We start from the raw sequence: 14,235 nt of genomic DNA, 5'->3' as shown, positions 1-14,235 counted from the left end.
CCCGCCGTGCGCGCCGCCCGATCGTCGCGCCGAAGCGGGGCCGATCACGACCCGATCGCGGGAGCACCCCGCGTCGCCGTCCTGCGGTCGGTACCACCTGCCGGTGGTGTTCGGCACGATCGTCCGTTGGCGTGCCCCCGCCCCCGCCCCCGCCGTCCCGGCCCGGCCGTCGTGGGCGACCGTGGTCGACTAGACCTGATTGCGGATGCACTTCGAATCGCCGTTCTCGCGGCCCACATCGGGCCGCCGGTGGCGTTCGGCACGGTTGTTGACGAGGTGGTGCGCAGCCCGCCGGTGTCGCTGTCCCGGCCCGGCCGGTCTTCGTGGGACATCGTGGCCGAAAGCGGCCTCCGTCGTGGGCGTGCCCCGAGTTGTCGTCCTCGTGGACGCGGCTCGGTTCGGTGCCCGTGTCGGCGGGTCGCGTCACCCGTGCGCGGCCGGCGGCAGCGACCGGCAGAGCGTCTGTACCGCCGCCGGGTATGCGTGGTCGGGGGGTGTCGCGTAGCCGACCACCAGGCCGTCCGGGGCCGGGCCGGTCGCGTCCGGGTGGCGGAACGCGGACAGGCCGTCGAGGGCCAGACCCCGCGACGCGGCGGCGGCGACGGCGGCGGGCTCGGTGCCGGCCGGCAGCCGCAGGACGGCGTGCAGGCCGGCGGCGATGCCGGTCGCGGTGACGTGCGGGGCGTGTGCGGCCAACTCGGCGAGCAGGTGATCGCGGCGGGCGCGGTAGTGCCGACGCATACGACGGATGTGCCGGTCGTAGTGGCCGCCCTCGACGAAGTCGGCGAGGGTGAGTTGATCGGTGACGCCGGCCCACGCCTCGCGCAGACCCTTCACCGCCAGGACGTCCGCCACCAACGGCTCGGGCAGCACCATCCAACCGAGCCGGATCGCGGGGGACAGGCTCTTGCTGACCGAGCCCACGTACACCACCCGGTCCGGATCCATGCCCTGGACCGCGCCCACCGGACGGCGGTCGTAGCGGAACTCGCCGTCGTAGTCGTCCTCCAACACGATCCCACCGCCGGCCCGCGCCCAATCCAGCGCCGCGACCCGCCGATCGGGCGACAGCGGCCCACCGGTGGGGAATTGGTGTGCCGGCGTCAGCACCGCCACCCGCGCACCCGGCAGGGCGGCCAACGCCTCGGTGTCGGCGCCGTGTTCGTCGATACGCAGGGGCAACGTACGGGTCGACGCGGCGGCCAGGATCGAACGGTGGAAGGCGAGCCCGTACGACTCGACCGCGACCGGTCCGCGCAACGGCCCGGCGAACAGCAACCGCAACGCGTGCGCGAAGCCCGAGCAGATCACGATCCGGTCCGGATGCGTGCGCACCCCGCGCACCCGCGCGAGATAGTCCGTCAGCGCGGCTCGCAACTCCGGGCGTCCCTGGGGATCACCGGGCCCGAACGCCTCGTTCGGCGCGGCGTTCAGCGCCCGACGCACCGACGCGACCCAGGCGCCACGCGGGAAGGACGCCGCGTCCGGCTGCCCCTGGCGCAGATCGTGCGTGGAGCCGGCGGGCCGCGCGGGCGGATCGGTCCGGGCCCGGCGGCGCGGCGCGGCGAGCGGTTCGGCCCGCCGGGCGACCCGGGTCCCGGAGCCCTGACGCGCCGTCAGCCAGCCCTCCGCGACCAACTCGGCGTACGCGTCGGCGACCGTGTTGCGCGCGATGCCCAGATCGGCCGCGAGCGAGCGGTACGGCGGCAGTGGCGTCTCGGCAGCCAGTCGCCCGGTCCGGATCGCGTCCCGGATCGCCCGGATCAACACGGCCCGCCGGCTGCCCGTACCGGACAGCTCCAGATGCAGGTCACGGCCGACCCAGGGGGCGGAATCGACCTCGATTTCCGACATGTGGACGAACGATATACCCGCTCGCCGACGTGCCCGCCGCCCCCCGCCGCGCCCCGAGCGACGCTACGGCTTGCGGGCCACCGCCCCCAGGACCAGCCGCTGGCTGACCGACAGACTGCTCTCGTCCACCGGCTCCTCGGGACGCCACAGGTCGATGTAGACCAGCCCCGGCTCGGCCTGCTCCAGACCGTCCAGGTAGGCCAGGATCTCCGCACGCTCGCGGAAGCGCCCGCTCTTGTGCGAGCCCTGCATCACCTGCTCCAGCCGCTCCGACTCCGGGCCGCCGCGCAGGAAGTGGGTCAGGAACAGCCAACTCCCGGACGGCAACGCGTCGAGGTAGGTGCGCACCAGGCCGGCCGGGTCCTCGTCGTCGTTGATGTGGTGGATCACCCCGAGCAACATCAGCGCGACCGGCCGATCGAAGTCGATCAGCCGCAGCAGGTCCGGGTTCTTCAGGATCGAATCGGGCTCGCGCAGGTCGGCGGTGATCACCGTGGTCCGCTCGTTCTCGGCCAGCAGCGCCCGACCGTGCGCGAGCACGATCGGGTCGTTGTCCACGTAGACCACGGTGGTCTCCGGCGCCACCGCCTGGGCGACCTGGTGGGTGTTCTGCGCCGTCGGCAGCCCCGACCCGATGTCGACGAACTGCCGGATGCCCTGCTCGACCAGGAAACGCACGCCGCGGTGCAGGATCCGGCGATGCGCACCCGCGTCGTGTTCGAGGGCGGGGGCCACCTCGATCAACTTGTGGGCCACCTCGCGGTCGGCGGCGTAATTGTCCTTGCCGCCGATCAGGTAGTCGTAGATGCGGGCGACGCTCGGCACGTTGACGTCGATGCCGGCCGGCGGTCGCTCGTCGGCGGCCTCGATCGACCACACACGGTCTCCAGCGTTCTCGGACATGTTCTCGACACCTCTCGGGGCCGCCGGTCGGGGTGGTGCGGCACACCGCCGATGGTAAACCGCAGGTAACGCGCATCGTCGCCAATTGCCGTCCCATCGGCGGGAGTTCGTGATCAAGCACTCGGACAAGTCGGGTGATGTACGGCCCTGCCGGTTATGCGCAGGAGCCGGATCGCCGGCCGCTACGTCCACACGGACCCATGCCCGCCGCCGCCGAATAACCCCAGGACATCGCCCACCCGGCCGGCTACGCTGACGAACCCCGCGGGTGGCCGTCTACCACCCGACGTACCCGGCGCGACCAACGCGCCCGCAACCAAGGGAGTTGCCGCCATGTCGCGCACCCTCGTGAGGGACCTGTCCGAGCATCTCGACGAGACGGTCACCGTGCACGGTTGGATCGACACGCTCCGGCTGCAACGCCGCATGCAGTTCGTCGTACTCCGCGACCACACCGGCCGAGTCCAGCTCGTGCACCCCCGCGCCGACGACCCGATCGAGGCCGCGTTCGAACAGGTCACCGTCGAGTCGGCGGTACGGATCACCGGCAAGGTGGTGGCCAACACCGCGGTCCGCCTCGGCGGCCTGGAACTGCGGCCCGAACGCGTCGAGATCCTCTCGCTCGCCGAACCCGGACTGCCGATCGACGCCCACACCGGCCCCGACCGCCGCCTCGACTGGCGCTTCCTCGACCTCCGCCGTCCCGAACGGCGACTGATCCTGGACGTACAGACCACGGTCGAACAGGCGATGCGCGCGGTCACCGCGGCGGAGGGCTTCACCGAGCTGCACACGCCCAAGCTGATGGGCACCGCGTCCGAATCCGGCGCCGAGGTGTTCACCGTCGACTACTTCGGCCGGCCCGCCTACCTGGCCCAATCACCGCAGTTCCACAAGCAGATGGCCATCGCGGCGGGCATCGACAAGGTCTTCGAGATCGGCCCGGTCTTTCGTGCCGAACCCTCGTACACGTCCCGCCACGCCACCGAGTTCACCGGCGTCGATGCCGAACTGGCCTGGATCGACGGCGTCGAGGACGTGATGGCTTTCGAGGAGCGTCTGCTGCGGGCGGTACTGGCCGACGTCCGCGCCGTGCACGGTGCCACGATCGCGGAACTCCTGGGCGTCGAGGTCACCGTCCCCGAGCGGCCGTTCCCGCGGATCACCATGGCCGACGCACTGACCCGACTGCGCGCCGGGGGCTGGGACCCGGCGGGCCTGCGGGTCGACCTGGACCCCGAGGGCGAACGGGCGCTGTCCGCCCTGATCGCGGCGGAGACCGGACACGAGTTCGTCTTCGTGACCCGCTTCCCGGCCGGGATCCGGCCGTTCTACCACCTGCGCCCGGACGACGACCCCACGGTCACGGAGAGCTTCGACCTGCTCTGGAAAGGCGTCGAGATCACCACGGGCGCCCAACGCGAGCATCGTCACGACCGACTGCTCGCGCAATTGCGGGAAAAGGGCCTCGACCCGGCGCCGCTCGCGTCCTACCTGGACTGCTTCCGCTACGGCACGCCGCCGCACGGGGGCCTGGGACTGGGGCTGGGCCGACTGCTGATGTTGCTCCTGGACCTGCCCTCGATCCGGGACGCGATGTTCCTGTTCCGCGGTCCGCACCGACTGACGCCCTGACGGCGCGGCTTGGGGTGTGGCGCCGGGTACGGACGGAGGCCGCCGCGATGGCGGTCCGTCCGTACCCGGGGTCCTGCCTAGTCCAGGTAGTCGCGCAGCACCTGGGAGCGGGACGGGTGGCGCAGCTTCGACATGGTCTTCGACTCGATCTGGCGGATGCGCTCCCGGGTGACCCCGTAGACCTTGCCGATCTCGTCGAGCGTCTTGGGCTGACCGTCGGTGAGCCCGAAACGCATCGAGATCACGCCGGCCTCGCGCTCCGCCAGGGTGTCCAGGACCGAGTGGAGCTGCTCCTGGAGCAGGGTGAAGCTGACCGCGTCGGCCGGGCGGATCGCCTCGGTGTCCTCGATCAGGTCACCGAACTCGCTGTCGCCCTCCTCGCCGAGGGGGGTGTGCAGGGAGATCGGCTCGCGGCCGTACTTCTGCACCTCGACGACCTTTTCCGGGGTCATGTCGAGTTCCTTGGCCAGCTCCTCCGGGGTGGGCTCGCGGCCCAGGTCCTGGAGCATCTGGCGCTGCACGCGGGCCAGCTTGTTGATCACCTCGACCATGTGGACCGGGATGCGGATGGTCCGCGCCTGGTCGGCCATGGCCCGGGTGATCGCCTGCCGGATCCACCAGGTCGCATAGGTGGAGAACTTGAAGCCCTTCGTGTAGTCGAACTTCTCGACCGCACGAATGAGACCCACGTTGCCCTCCTGGATCAGGTCCAGGAAGAGCATGCCGCGGCCGGTGTAGCGCTTGGCCAGCGAGACCACCAGGCGGAGGTTGGCCTCCAGCAGGTGGTTCTTGGCCCGCTTGCCGTCCTCGGCGACGAGTTCGAGCTCGTGCCGGAACTGCGGCGTGAGGCCGGGCTCGGAGTCCAGCTTCTCCAACGCGAACAGGCCGGCCTCGATGCGCTTGGCGATCGACACCTCCTGCTCGGCGTTGAGCAGCGAGACCTTGCCGATCAGCCGCAGGTAGTCCTTGACCGGGTCCGCGGTGGCACCCGGAGTGGTGACCTGCTGCTGCGGGGCGTCGTCCTCGTCCGTGGTGAGGACGAAGCCGCTGGGACCGACCTCGGGGGCCGCGGCCTCGGCGGGCTCGTCGAAAAGGTCTTCTTCGACCAGTGCCTCGTCGCCGTCCTTGGGGGCGGGCGACTCGACGGCGGTCGTCTCGGTGGCGGTGGTCTTCTTGGCCGCCGTCTTCTTCTTGGCTGCAGCCTTCTTCGGCTTCGGAGCAGATTCCACGACGGACTCTCCCGATTCCGTTGCCGCGGGCGTGACTTGCGCGGGCAAGGTCTCTGTGTTCTTGACACGGGTTGAGCGCGTGGATAGCGTCTTCTTGACAGATCGCCGAGTTGTGGCTACGTCTCTCCGCGGGGTCTCTTTGACCGGGTTGACGGTCAACGTCACACCGGCCTCATCGAGGACCTCGTTGAGGCTACGGAGGATGCTCTTCCACTGCGTTGCAGGGATGGCATCGGTTTCGAAGGCTCGGCGTATGTCCTCGCCGGTAATCGATCCTTCGGCACGGCCACGCTCGATGAGCGCCACCAGAGATTCCGATTCGGCGATTCTGTTGGGAAGCGTGCTGGACGAGCTCGGGGTCACAAATAACCTCTCGGTTCACGCGGGCATGCTGCGGCGCCGCAACTACACCGAATCGATGACGGATCCGCGGGACCGGATCCGTCGGCGCTGCCGGCGCCACTCAAGGCATCGCTCCGATCGGCACAAGTGTTACGCCCCCGCGAGCGTGACCTGGGTCACGTCGGTCCGCAGCGGCTTCGTGCGGTGGGTTCCCCAGTGTGCGGGACGGCCCGGTGATCTGCACGGTCGTGCCGGTGGGCCCGGGGTTTCGGGCCCGGCACGGCCGTCGTGGCCGGGGATCGACGATATCCGAACGCCGGTGGTGGAGGGTCGGATTTTTCCTGGAGCATGCGGATCGGGGTCGGGCACCGGCGTCGGTCGTACGGTCCTGAACCTGTCTTGAGAATGCCCGTCCTCCGCCGCGTTACGCGCGGGACGGGCCACCGCGGTGTGGCTCCGTGCCTCGGCGGCCCGCTCGGGGCGGCTCGGCGCGGGCTCCGGGGCGGGGGTCGCGGGGTGCGGCGGGCGGCCGGCCGGAAAGTGGTGGGGGGATTCTTCCGGGCCGGTGCGCCGGTAATGGCCGGCGGTGGGACGGTCGGGAAATCGCCGAGGATGGATTGCGACTTTATCGGCCGTCCGGGTGACGGCGGTCACCGATGTTCGCCGGCGGCGGGTCGGATATCGCGCCGCGGGGTGAATCGGGACGATCATTGTCCGGGTATTTCGTCAATCGAAAACGACGCCGGCGATCGATCGCCCGGAGATCGATTCGGGAAAGCGATCCGGATTCGGCGGCGCGGGATTGACCGGGTGTCGAAGAAGATGTGTCGTCGGTGTCGTGTGCTGATGTCGTGCGAGTGAACGTCGGTGGATATGCGCGCGGTGAATCCACCCGGAATTCGATCATCGGCGGGTTTACCGACCGGGCGGGAACCCGTGAGGGCGGCCGACGACGTGGTCGTCGGCCGCCCTCACGGTGGTGGGTGGACGGGTCAGGGGGTCCAGGCACCGGTGGGGGCCGCGGCCCGGACGAACTCGGTGAAGTCGCGGCCCGCCCGGCCCAGGGCGCGGGGGATGCCGTCGGAGATCCTGGCCTCCAGGCCGTGCAGGATTCCGTTCAGGGCCGAGGTCCACAGGCCCGCGTCGAACTCGGGCACGCCCCGCTCGACCAGCGCGGCGGTGTACGCGGCGGGCTCGACCGGGATGTAGCGGGCCCGGTGTCCGGTCGCCGCGGCGATCTCGGCGAGGGCCTCGTCGAAGGTCACCGCGCGAGGGCCGGAGAGTTCGTAGGTCTCGCCCGCGTGGCCGGGGTCGAGCAGGGCCGTCGCCGCGACCGCGGCGATGTCCTCGGTGTCCACGAAGGACACCGGGGCGCTCCCGGTCGGCAGGTACAGCTCGCCGGCGCGGATCTCGTCCCGGAACAGGCCCTCGCTGAAGTTCTGCGCGAACCAACCGGGACGCAGGATCGTCCACTGGGCGCCGCTGTCGCGCACGGCCGCCTCCAGCTCCAGGCGGGCGTGATTGGCCGGGTCGTCGTCGGCGAAGTGGCCGGGGGTGTCGGTGCCGCGAGCGGAGAGCAGGACGATCCGCTCGACCCCGGTCGCGACGGCCTGCCGGACGAAGGCCGGACCGGTCGACATACCGTCCAGCGGGACCAGGTAGAGCGCGGACACGCCGGCCAGCGCGGGGGCCCAGGTGCTGTCGTCGTACCAGTCGAAGTGTTGTTCGGCGGAGCGGGAGGCCACCCGCACGGCGGCGCCTCGGGCGCGGAGCGCGTCCACCACCCGGCTGCCGGTCTTGCCGGTGCCGCCGATGACGAGGATCGGGTGTTGCTGCGTCGCTTCTGTCATGTGTCCAGCCTGGACGCGGCCGGGCGGGGTGACCATGGGCGAGAAGCCGGGGCACATGTCCGTGCGTCCGGGCCGCGCGCGGAGCCGTCGGGGTGTTGTGGGCGCCGCGTCGGGTGCTTCGGCGGAGGATTGCCGCCGGACGGGCCTGGCTAGGCCGCGCGGGTGTTGCGGTAGGCGGTCGGGCTCAGGCCGCGGACGCGTTTGAACGCGGTGCTGAACGCGAACGGGTCGGCGTAGCCGACGCGGCGGGCCACCGCGGCGACCGTGGCGTCCGGCTCGGTGAGCAGGTCGGCGGCCAGCGACATGCGCCACTCGGTCAGGTAGGTGAGGGGTGGTTGGCCGACTCGGGTGGTGAACCTCTCGGAGAGGGAGGTGCGCGAGACGCCCGCCTCGGCGGCCAGGGCGGCGATCGTCCAGGGCCGGGCCGGCGCGTCGTGGACTGCGCGCAGGGCGGTGCCCACGACCGGGTCGGCCAGGGCCAGGTACCACGCGGGCGGCTGTGCCTCGGGGCGGTCGAACCAGGCGCGGAGAGTGCAGACCAGCATCCAGTCGAGCAGTCGGTCCAGGACGAACTGTTGGCCCGGCTTGTCGGCGGCGATCTCGGCCGAGACGAAGTTCAGCACCTCGTCGCAGCCCTCGTCGTCCGGGACGAGCAGCGCCCGGGGGAGGGCGGCGGGTAGCCGGCGGCCGATGTCGGCGTGTGCGCGGTAGGCGCCGGAGAGCAGTTCGGTGGTGGGGCCGGCGGCCCCGTCCGGGTGGGCGTCGGTGACGAAGGTGACCGGGGTGCAGCCGCGGATCAGGGCGGCGTCGCCGGGGCCCAGGGGCAGTGCCGGGCCGCCTTCGGGCAGGAGCCGGCCGCTGCCGCGGACCACGGAGTACAGGGTCAGCGGGGCGCCGCTGGTGACCTCGGCGGACGCGCCCGGCGGCAGGACCCGTCGGTCGAACAGCGCGCCGTCCGCCCGGATCCCGCGCAGCAGATCACCCAAACCGTCCATGGGGTGAGCCTAAGGCAGGTACTCGGGCCGCCGAATCGGCTCGACCGGGCCGGTGAGCCGGGCGCGGGCGCGGGTCAGGCCCGCGAGCAGGGCGTCGCGTACCTCGGTCGGTGCGATCACGTCGTCGTAGGAGAGCGCGTTCGCCGAGCGCCACGGGCCGCTCGCCTCGTTCGCGGTGAGCCGCTCGGTGGTGTCCGCGTCGTGCTTGGCGGCGGCGGCGCCGGCGGCGGCCGGGATGCCGCCGAGGGTGACGCCCGGGAGCGCGTACGAGACGGTCTGCGCGTCGAACGGGTTCATCGCCATCACCGAGCTGCCGAATCCGAACGCCTTGCGCAGCGTCACGTGCAGCTTCGGGACGCGTAGCCGGTGCTGGGCGGCGAACAGGCGGGCCGCCGCGCGCAGGACGCCCGATTGCTCGGCGGCGGTGCCGGCCAGGACGCCGGGGTTGTCGGCGAGGAAGACCACCGGGAGGTGGAACGCGCCCGCGAGGTGGACGAATCGGGCGGCCTTGTCGGCGGCGTCGGTGTCGATGGTGCCGGCCCGGACCGCCGGTTGGTTCGCCAGTACCGCCACCGCGTGGCCGCCGAGGCGGGCGAGCGCGGTGACGATGGAGGCGCCGTGCGCGGGTTGCAGCTCCAGGACCGTGCCCGCGTCGAAGACCTCGGTCAGGACGGGCTTGATGTCGTACGGGCGGCGGGCGTCCGGGGGGATCAGGTCCAGGAGGGCCTCGGTGCCGCGCGGGCCGACATCGGTGTTGCCCGACTCCGGTCCCGCGTACGGCGGATGTTGCCAGGCGTGGGACGGGAAGTAGGAGAGGTATCGGCGGGCCAGTCGGAGCGCGGCCGCATCGTCGGGCACGGCGTTGTGTGCGACGCCGCTGACCACGCAGTGCACCCGGCTGCCGCCGAGGGTGTGCTTGTCGACTCGTTCGCCGGTGGCGGCGGCGACCAGCGGGGGGCCGGCGGTGAACAGGGCGCCGGTGCCCTCGACCATGATCACGAAGTCGGACAGCGGGGCGGTCAGCGCGCCGTGTCCGGCGGACGGGCCGTGCACGATCGCGACGGTGGGGACCAGGCCGGCGAGATCGACCAGGGCCTGGAGGTCGTTGGGGGTCGCGGTGTGCCCGGCGAGTGCGTTGCCCGCGCGGTGGCCGGCGCCTTCGAGCAGGGTCACCAGCGGCGCGCGTTCCTGGCCGGCCAGGCGGACCAGCCGGGCCCGCTTGGCGGCGGCGCCCGGGCCGATCGAGCCGCCCTGGACGGTGAAGTCCTCGGCGCCGACGAACACCGGGCGGCCGTCGATCAGGCCGGAACCGGCGACGAACGCGTCGGAGGGGATTTCCGCGCCGCCGGTGAGCGTGCCGAGTTCGGCGAACGAGTCCTCGTCCAGGAGCGCGGCGACCCTGGCCCGGGCGGGCAGCCGCCCCGGTACCGCAGCCGTGTATCGGGCGACCTTCGCCGGCCCACCCATGGCCCGGGACCCGGCCCGCCGCCGCGCCAGATCGGCAACCAACGGCCCCCAGGCGGCCCGGTTGTCGGCCTCTCCCATGTGTACGGATCCCCCGTCGATCAAGCAGCAGACCCCGGCGCGAACCCACGCCCGACGCCCTGCTCCGCGAGCCGCGCCAATGTAACGCCGCAGCCTCACGAACGACAGCCCCACACCCCATCCACCTGCGGCGCGGCCGATACGGGAACCACCCGGGTCCCGGCACCACCCGCCCTTGGGCCGATCAACCCACACGGCGGGCCGAGCGTCGGTTCGGGACGGCCCGGTGGTGGTCGTTCCTGCGTGGCACGCCGGTGCGGTCGCGTCCGTGTTGCCTGCTTGTGGGGGCGGCTCGGGTCGCTTGTTCGGGTGTGGCGTTTGCGTTGTCTCCTGGCGCGGGTTGCCTTCGTGTGGTTCGCCTGTGTGGTTGCGTGCTGGTGCGGTTGTCTTCGGGTCACCGCCGGTGTTGTCGCCTCGGCGCTGCGCAACCCCGCTCACCGCGTGGCCCTCGTCGCCAAGCCGTCGACTTGCTCCGATCGCCTCATGCCGGCAACCAGCTCTGCCCCGCGCGGCTCCGCTCGCTCCGTGTTGCCACCTTGCCAACCCTCGTCGCCGCGATGCTGTGCCTCCTGCGGCCGCGGTGCCGAGCTGCGGCGCTGCGGCGCTGGTGGGATGGGGGAGATTTGGGATTAATAGGGCTTATTGGGCGGTGATGGAGCGCGCGGGATTGCTCATTCGTGCTTGAAACTGCTATCAAATGAATAGTTTCAAGCATGGGAGTGCAGCAGTGCGCACTGCCAAGGACCCGGGAGCGCCATGACGACCGTGAGCCATACCTCTGCCGAGATCGCCACCCAGCCCGAGTTGTGGGCGCGGGCCGCCGCGTTGGCCGGGGACTGTGTGGGACTGCCCAAGTCCGGTGAGCGGGTGGCCATCGTCGGGTGTGGGACGTCGTGGTTCATCGGTCAGGCGTATGCGGTGCTGCGTGAGCGTGCCGGGCTCGGGGTCACCGACGCCTTTGCGGCGTCGGAGTTCCCCGGCGTGCGGGACTACGACCGGGTGATCGCGTTGACCCGTTCGGGCACCACCACCGAGGTGTTGCGGCTGCTGGCGGACATTCGCGGCGCCGTCGCGACGACCGCGATCACCGGCACGCCGGGCACGCCGATCATGACCTCGGCGGACGAGATCGTGATGCTCGACTTCGCGGACGAACAGTCCGTCGTGCAGACCCGGTTCGCCACCACCGCGCTCGCGCTGCTGCGGGCGCACGTCGGGGAAGACCCGGCGGCGGCGGTACGGGACGCGGAGACGGCTGTTGCCTGGGTGCCCGACGCCGCGCTCGTGGCGGCGGAGCAGTTCACCTTCCTGGGCTCGGGCTGGTCGACCGGTCTCGCGGCGGAGGCCGCGCTGAAGATGCGCGAGGCCGCCGGCGCCTGGACCGAGAGCTACCCGGCGATGGAGTACCGGCACGGGCCGATCAGCATCGCCGCGCCGAACCGGATCACCTGGGTGTTCGGGCCGGTGCCGGAGGGCCTCGCCGAACAGGTCGCGGCCACCGGCGGCATGTTCGTGGCCGGTGCGCTCGACCCGATGGCGGAATTGGTCCGAGTACAGAAGCTCGCGGTCGCCGTCGCGGAGGGCCGGGGGCTGAACCCGGACGAGCCGAGGCACCTGACCCGGTCCGTGGTGTTGGACGCGTCGTGACGAACGGCGGCGGCGGGGCCCGGGACCGGCGGGAGACCTCGTGATCCTCACGGTGACGCCGAATCCGGCCTGGGATGTCACCTACCACCTGGACCGGATGATCCGGGACGGCGCGAATCGGCCGGTGTCGGTCGGCGGGCGCGCCGGGGGCAAGGGCATCAACGTCGCACGCGTGTTGCGTTCGCTGGGGGTCGCCGTCGCGGCGGTGGCCCCGCTGGGCGGCGTGACGGGCGAACGAATACGGGCCGATCTCGCGGCGGCGGACATCGCGTTGACGGCGGTGCCGGTGGTGGGCGAGACGCGCAGCACCACCACGATCGTGGAGACCGGCTCGGGCGGCGCGACCTCGCTCAACGAACTCGGCGCCGCGCGGACCGCGCAGGAGTGGGCGCGGGTGGTTGCCGCCACGGCCGAACTCTTGCCTGGGGCAACGGTGTTGGTGCTTTCCGGGAGTCTGCCGCCGGGGGTTGCGGCGGGCGGCTACGCGGAGTTGGTGACGCTTGCGCGCGCCGCGCGGGTGCCGGTGCTGCTGGACGCGTCGGGGCCGGCGTTGGTGGCCGGGGTCGCGGCCGGGCCGGACGTGGTCAAGCCGAACGCCGACGAGTTGCTCGCGGCGACGGGCGAGAGCGATCCGCTGCGGGCGGTGGCGCGGCTGTTGCGCGAGGCGCGGGCCGACACGGCGGTGGTTGCCTCCTTCGGTTCGGAGGGCATGGTCGCCGGGACCGGTGCGGGATGGTGGCGGGCCGCGCCGCCGACTTCGGTGCACGGCAACGCCACGGGCGCGGGGGACGCGGCGGTGGCGGCGTTGGCGCGCGGGTTGGCCGAGGGCAGCCCTTGGCCGGACCGGTTGCGGGACGCGGTGGCCCTGTCGGCGGCGGCGGTGGCCGCGCCGGTGGCGGGGGACGTGGACGGCGAGCTGTACCGGACCTGGCGGCCGAGGGTGCGGGTCGATGTGGTGGAGCCGCCGCGATGAGGTACGGCCGAGGGTTCGGCGGGGCGCGGGCCGGTGTCCGCGCGGGTCCGGGCGCGGGTGGGCTCGGGGTTGCCGGGCGCGGGACGGCCGGGCGCGGGACGGCTGGGCTTGGGATGGCTGGGCTCGGGGTTGATGGTGGTCGGGATCGTTCACGAGGAGAGATGACATGCCGTTGACCTCGACGGGGATATTGACCGACGCGGCGCGCGCGGACGGGGTGGGGGTGGCCGCGTTCAACGTGATCACCTTGGAGCACGCCGAGGGGGTGCTGATCGCGGCGGAGGCGGCGGGGCTGCCGGTCGTGGTGGCGATCAGCGAGAACGCGGTGAAGTTCCGACGCGGGCGGCTCGGTCCGTTCGCGGCCGCGTGTCGCGTGTTGGCGGAGGAGGCTGCGGTACCGGTCGCGCTGCACCTGGACCACGTCGAATCGGTGGACCTGTTGCACGCCGTCGAGGGGACCGGGATCAGCTCGGTCATGTTCGACGCGTCGCGGCTGAGCTACGCGGACAACGTGGCGGCCACCTCGGACGCGGTGGCCTGGGCACACGAGCGCGGGATCACGCTGGAGGCCGAACTCGGCGAAGTCGGCGGCAAGCCGGGGCATCCGGCGCTCGACGCGCACGCGCCGGGGGCCCGGACGGATCCGGACGAGGCCGCCGCGTACGTGCGGGCGACCGGCGTCGACGCGTTGGCCGTCGCGGTCGGCAGCAGCCACGCGATGCTGGATCGGACCGCCACGCTCGACCACGAACTGATCGCGCGGTTGCGGGCGGCGGTGGACGTACCGCTGGTGCTGCACGGGTCCTCGGGGGTGCCGGACGACGAGCTGCGGAGTGCGGTGGCCGCTGGGATGACGAAGATCAACGTGGGCACGGCGCTCAACATCGCCTACACCGGGACGTTGCGGTCGCGGTTGGTGGCCGAGCCGGGGAAGGCGGATCCGCGGCCGGCGCTTTCCGCTTCGCGCGGGGCGGTGGCGGATGCGGTCGGGGCGTTGTTGCGGGTGATCACCGGGCACTGAGCGCGCGGGGTCCTCAAACGCCGGACGGGCTGAGGGGGTTCGTTTCTCGGGTTGCGGTGTGGTGGGGCGGGATTTTGGTTGTCCTCAAGCGCCGGACGGGCTGGAGGGGGGTTCGCCCCTCGGGTTGCGGTGTGGTGGGGCCGAGCTTTGGTTGTCCTCAAGCGCCGGACGGGCTGGAGGGGGGTTCGCCCCTCGGGTTGCGGTGTGGTGGGGCCGAGCTTTGGTTGTCCTCAAGCGCCGG

At 72.1% G+C, this 14,235-nt stretch carries 10 protein-coding genes; 4 read left to right on the top strand and 6 right to left on the bottom strand.

All coding sequences use genetic code 11. The annotated features are described in order from the left end of the window. Positions 1-423: 423 nt before the first annotated feature. Both ABZ374_RS21340 and ABZ374_RS21335 read right to left on the bottom strand, forming a co-directional pair. Positions 424-1,854 (bottom strand): PLP-dependent aminotransferase family protein, encoded by a 1,431-nt coding sequence (locus ABZ374_RS21340; RefSeq protein ID WP_360313295.1) that lies wholly within the window; start codon positions 1,852-1,854, stop codon positions 424-426. A 63-nt stretch (positions 1,855-1,917) separates the two neighbouring features. Then, positions 1,918-2,757: an SAM-dependent methyltransferase gene (locus tag ABZ374_RS21335; protein ID WP_360313293.1), complete on the bottom strand. Its 840-nt coding sequence runs from the start codon at positions 2,755-2,757 to the stop codon at positions 1,918-1,920. Between the two features lie 333 nt (positions 2,758-3,090). Here ABZ374_RS21335 and aspS point away from each other — a divergent pair, with 333 nt between their 5' ends. Further along, positions 3,091-4,392 (top strand): aspartate--tRNA(Asn) ligase, encoded by a 1,302-nt coding sequence (gene aspS / locus ABZ374_RS21330; protein WP_360313291.1) that lies wholly within the window; start codon positions 3,091-3,093, stop codon positions 4,390-4,392. Positions 4,393-4,469: 77 nt separating this feature from the next. Here the strand turns inward: aspS and ABZ374_RS21325 are convergent, their stop codons facing one another. From ABZ374_RS21325 to ABZ374_RS21310, 4 genes are all read right to left on the bottom strand, one after another. Then, positions 4,470-5,984 carry an RNA polymerase sigma factor gene (locus ABZ374_RS21325; protein ID WP_360313289.1) on the bottom strand — a complete coding sequence of 505 codons (1,515 nt, stop codon included), beginning with the start codon at positions 5,982-5,984 and terminating at the stop codon, positions 4,470-4,472. A 971-nt stretch (positions 5,985-6,955) separates the two neighbouring features. Then, entirely contained in the window at positions 6,956-7,813 is an 858-nt protein-coding gene (locus ABZ374_RS21320) for an NAD(P)H-binding protein (protein ID WP_360313287.1), read from the bottom strand. Between the two features lie 149 nt (positions 7,814-7,962). Continuing rightward, positions 7,963-8,808, bottom strand: coding sequence for an AraC family transcriptional regulator (locus ABZ374_RS21315; protein ID WP_360313285.1), 846 nt, complete (start codon positions 8,806-8,808; stop codon positions 7,963-7,965). Between the two features lie 9 nt (positions 8,809-8,817). Further along, a complete protein-coding gene (locus ABZ374_RS21310; protein WP_360313283.1) occupies positions 8,818-10,353 on the bottom strand; it encodes a carboxyl transferase domain-containing protein in 1,536 nt (511 codons plus the stop codon). Positions 10,354-11,109: 756 nt separating this feature from the next. On the opposite strand from ABZ374_RS21310, the gene ABZ374_RS21305 reads away from it, so the two are divergent. The 3 genes from ABZ374_RS21305 (at position 11,110) to ABZ374_RS21295 (ending at position 13,994) form a co-directional block, all read left to right on the top strand. Next, on the top strand, positions 11,110-12,000 hold the full coding sequence (locus tag ABZ374_RS21305) for an SIS domain-containing protein (RefSeq protein WP_360313281.1): 891 nt from the start codon (positions 11,110-11,112) through the stop codon (positions 11,998-12,000). Positions 12,001-12,040: 40 nt separating this feature from the next. Beyond that, positions 12,041-12,973 carry a hexose kinase gene (locus ABZ374_RS21300; RefSeq protein WP_360313279.1) on the top strand — a complete coding sequence of 311 codons (933 nt, stop codon included), beginning with the start codon at positions 12,041-12,043 and terminating at the stop codon, positions 12,971-12,973. Between the two features lie 166 nt (positions 12,974-13,139). After that, the gene (locus ABZ374_RS21295; protein ID WP_360313277.1) at positions 13,140-13,994 is read left to right on the top strand and encodes a class II fructose-bisphosphate aldolase; all 855 of its coding nucleotides are present in this window, start codon (positions 13,140-13,142) and stop codon (positions 13,992-13,994) included. Positions 13,995-14,235 lie beyond the last annotated feature (241 nt).

The organism is Embleya sp. NPDC005971, from assembly GCF_040629175.1.
Lineage (GTDB): Bacteria > Actinomycetota > Actinomycetes > Streptomycetales > Streptomycetaceae > Embleya.
Note: the sequence above shows the minus strand (reverse complement) of the source record. Positions and strands in the feature narration are given on the sequence as shown.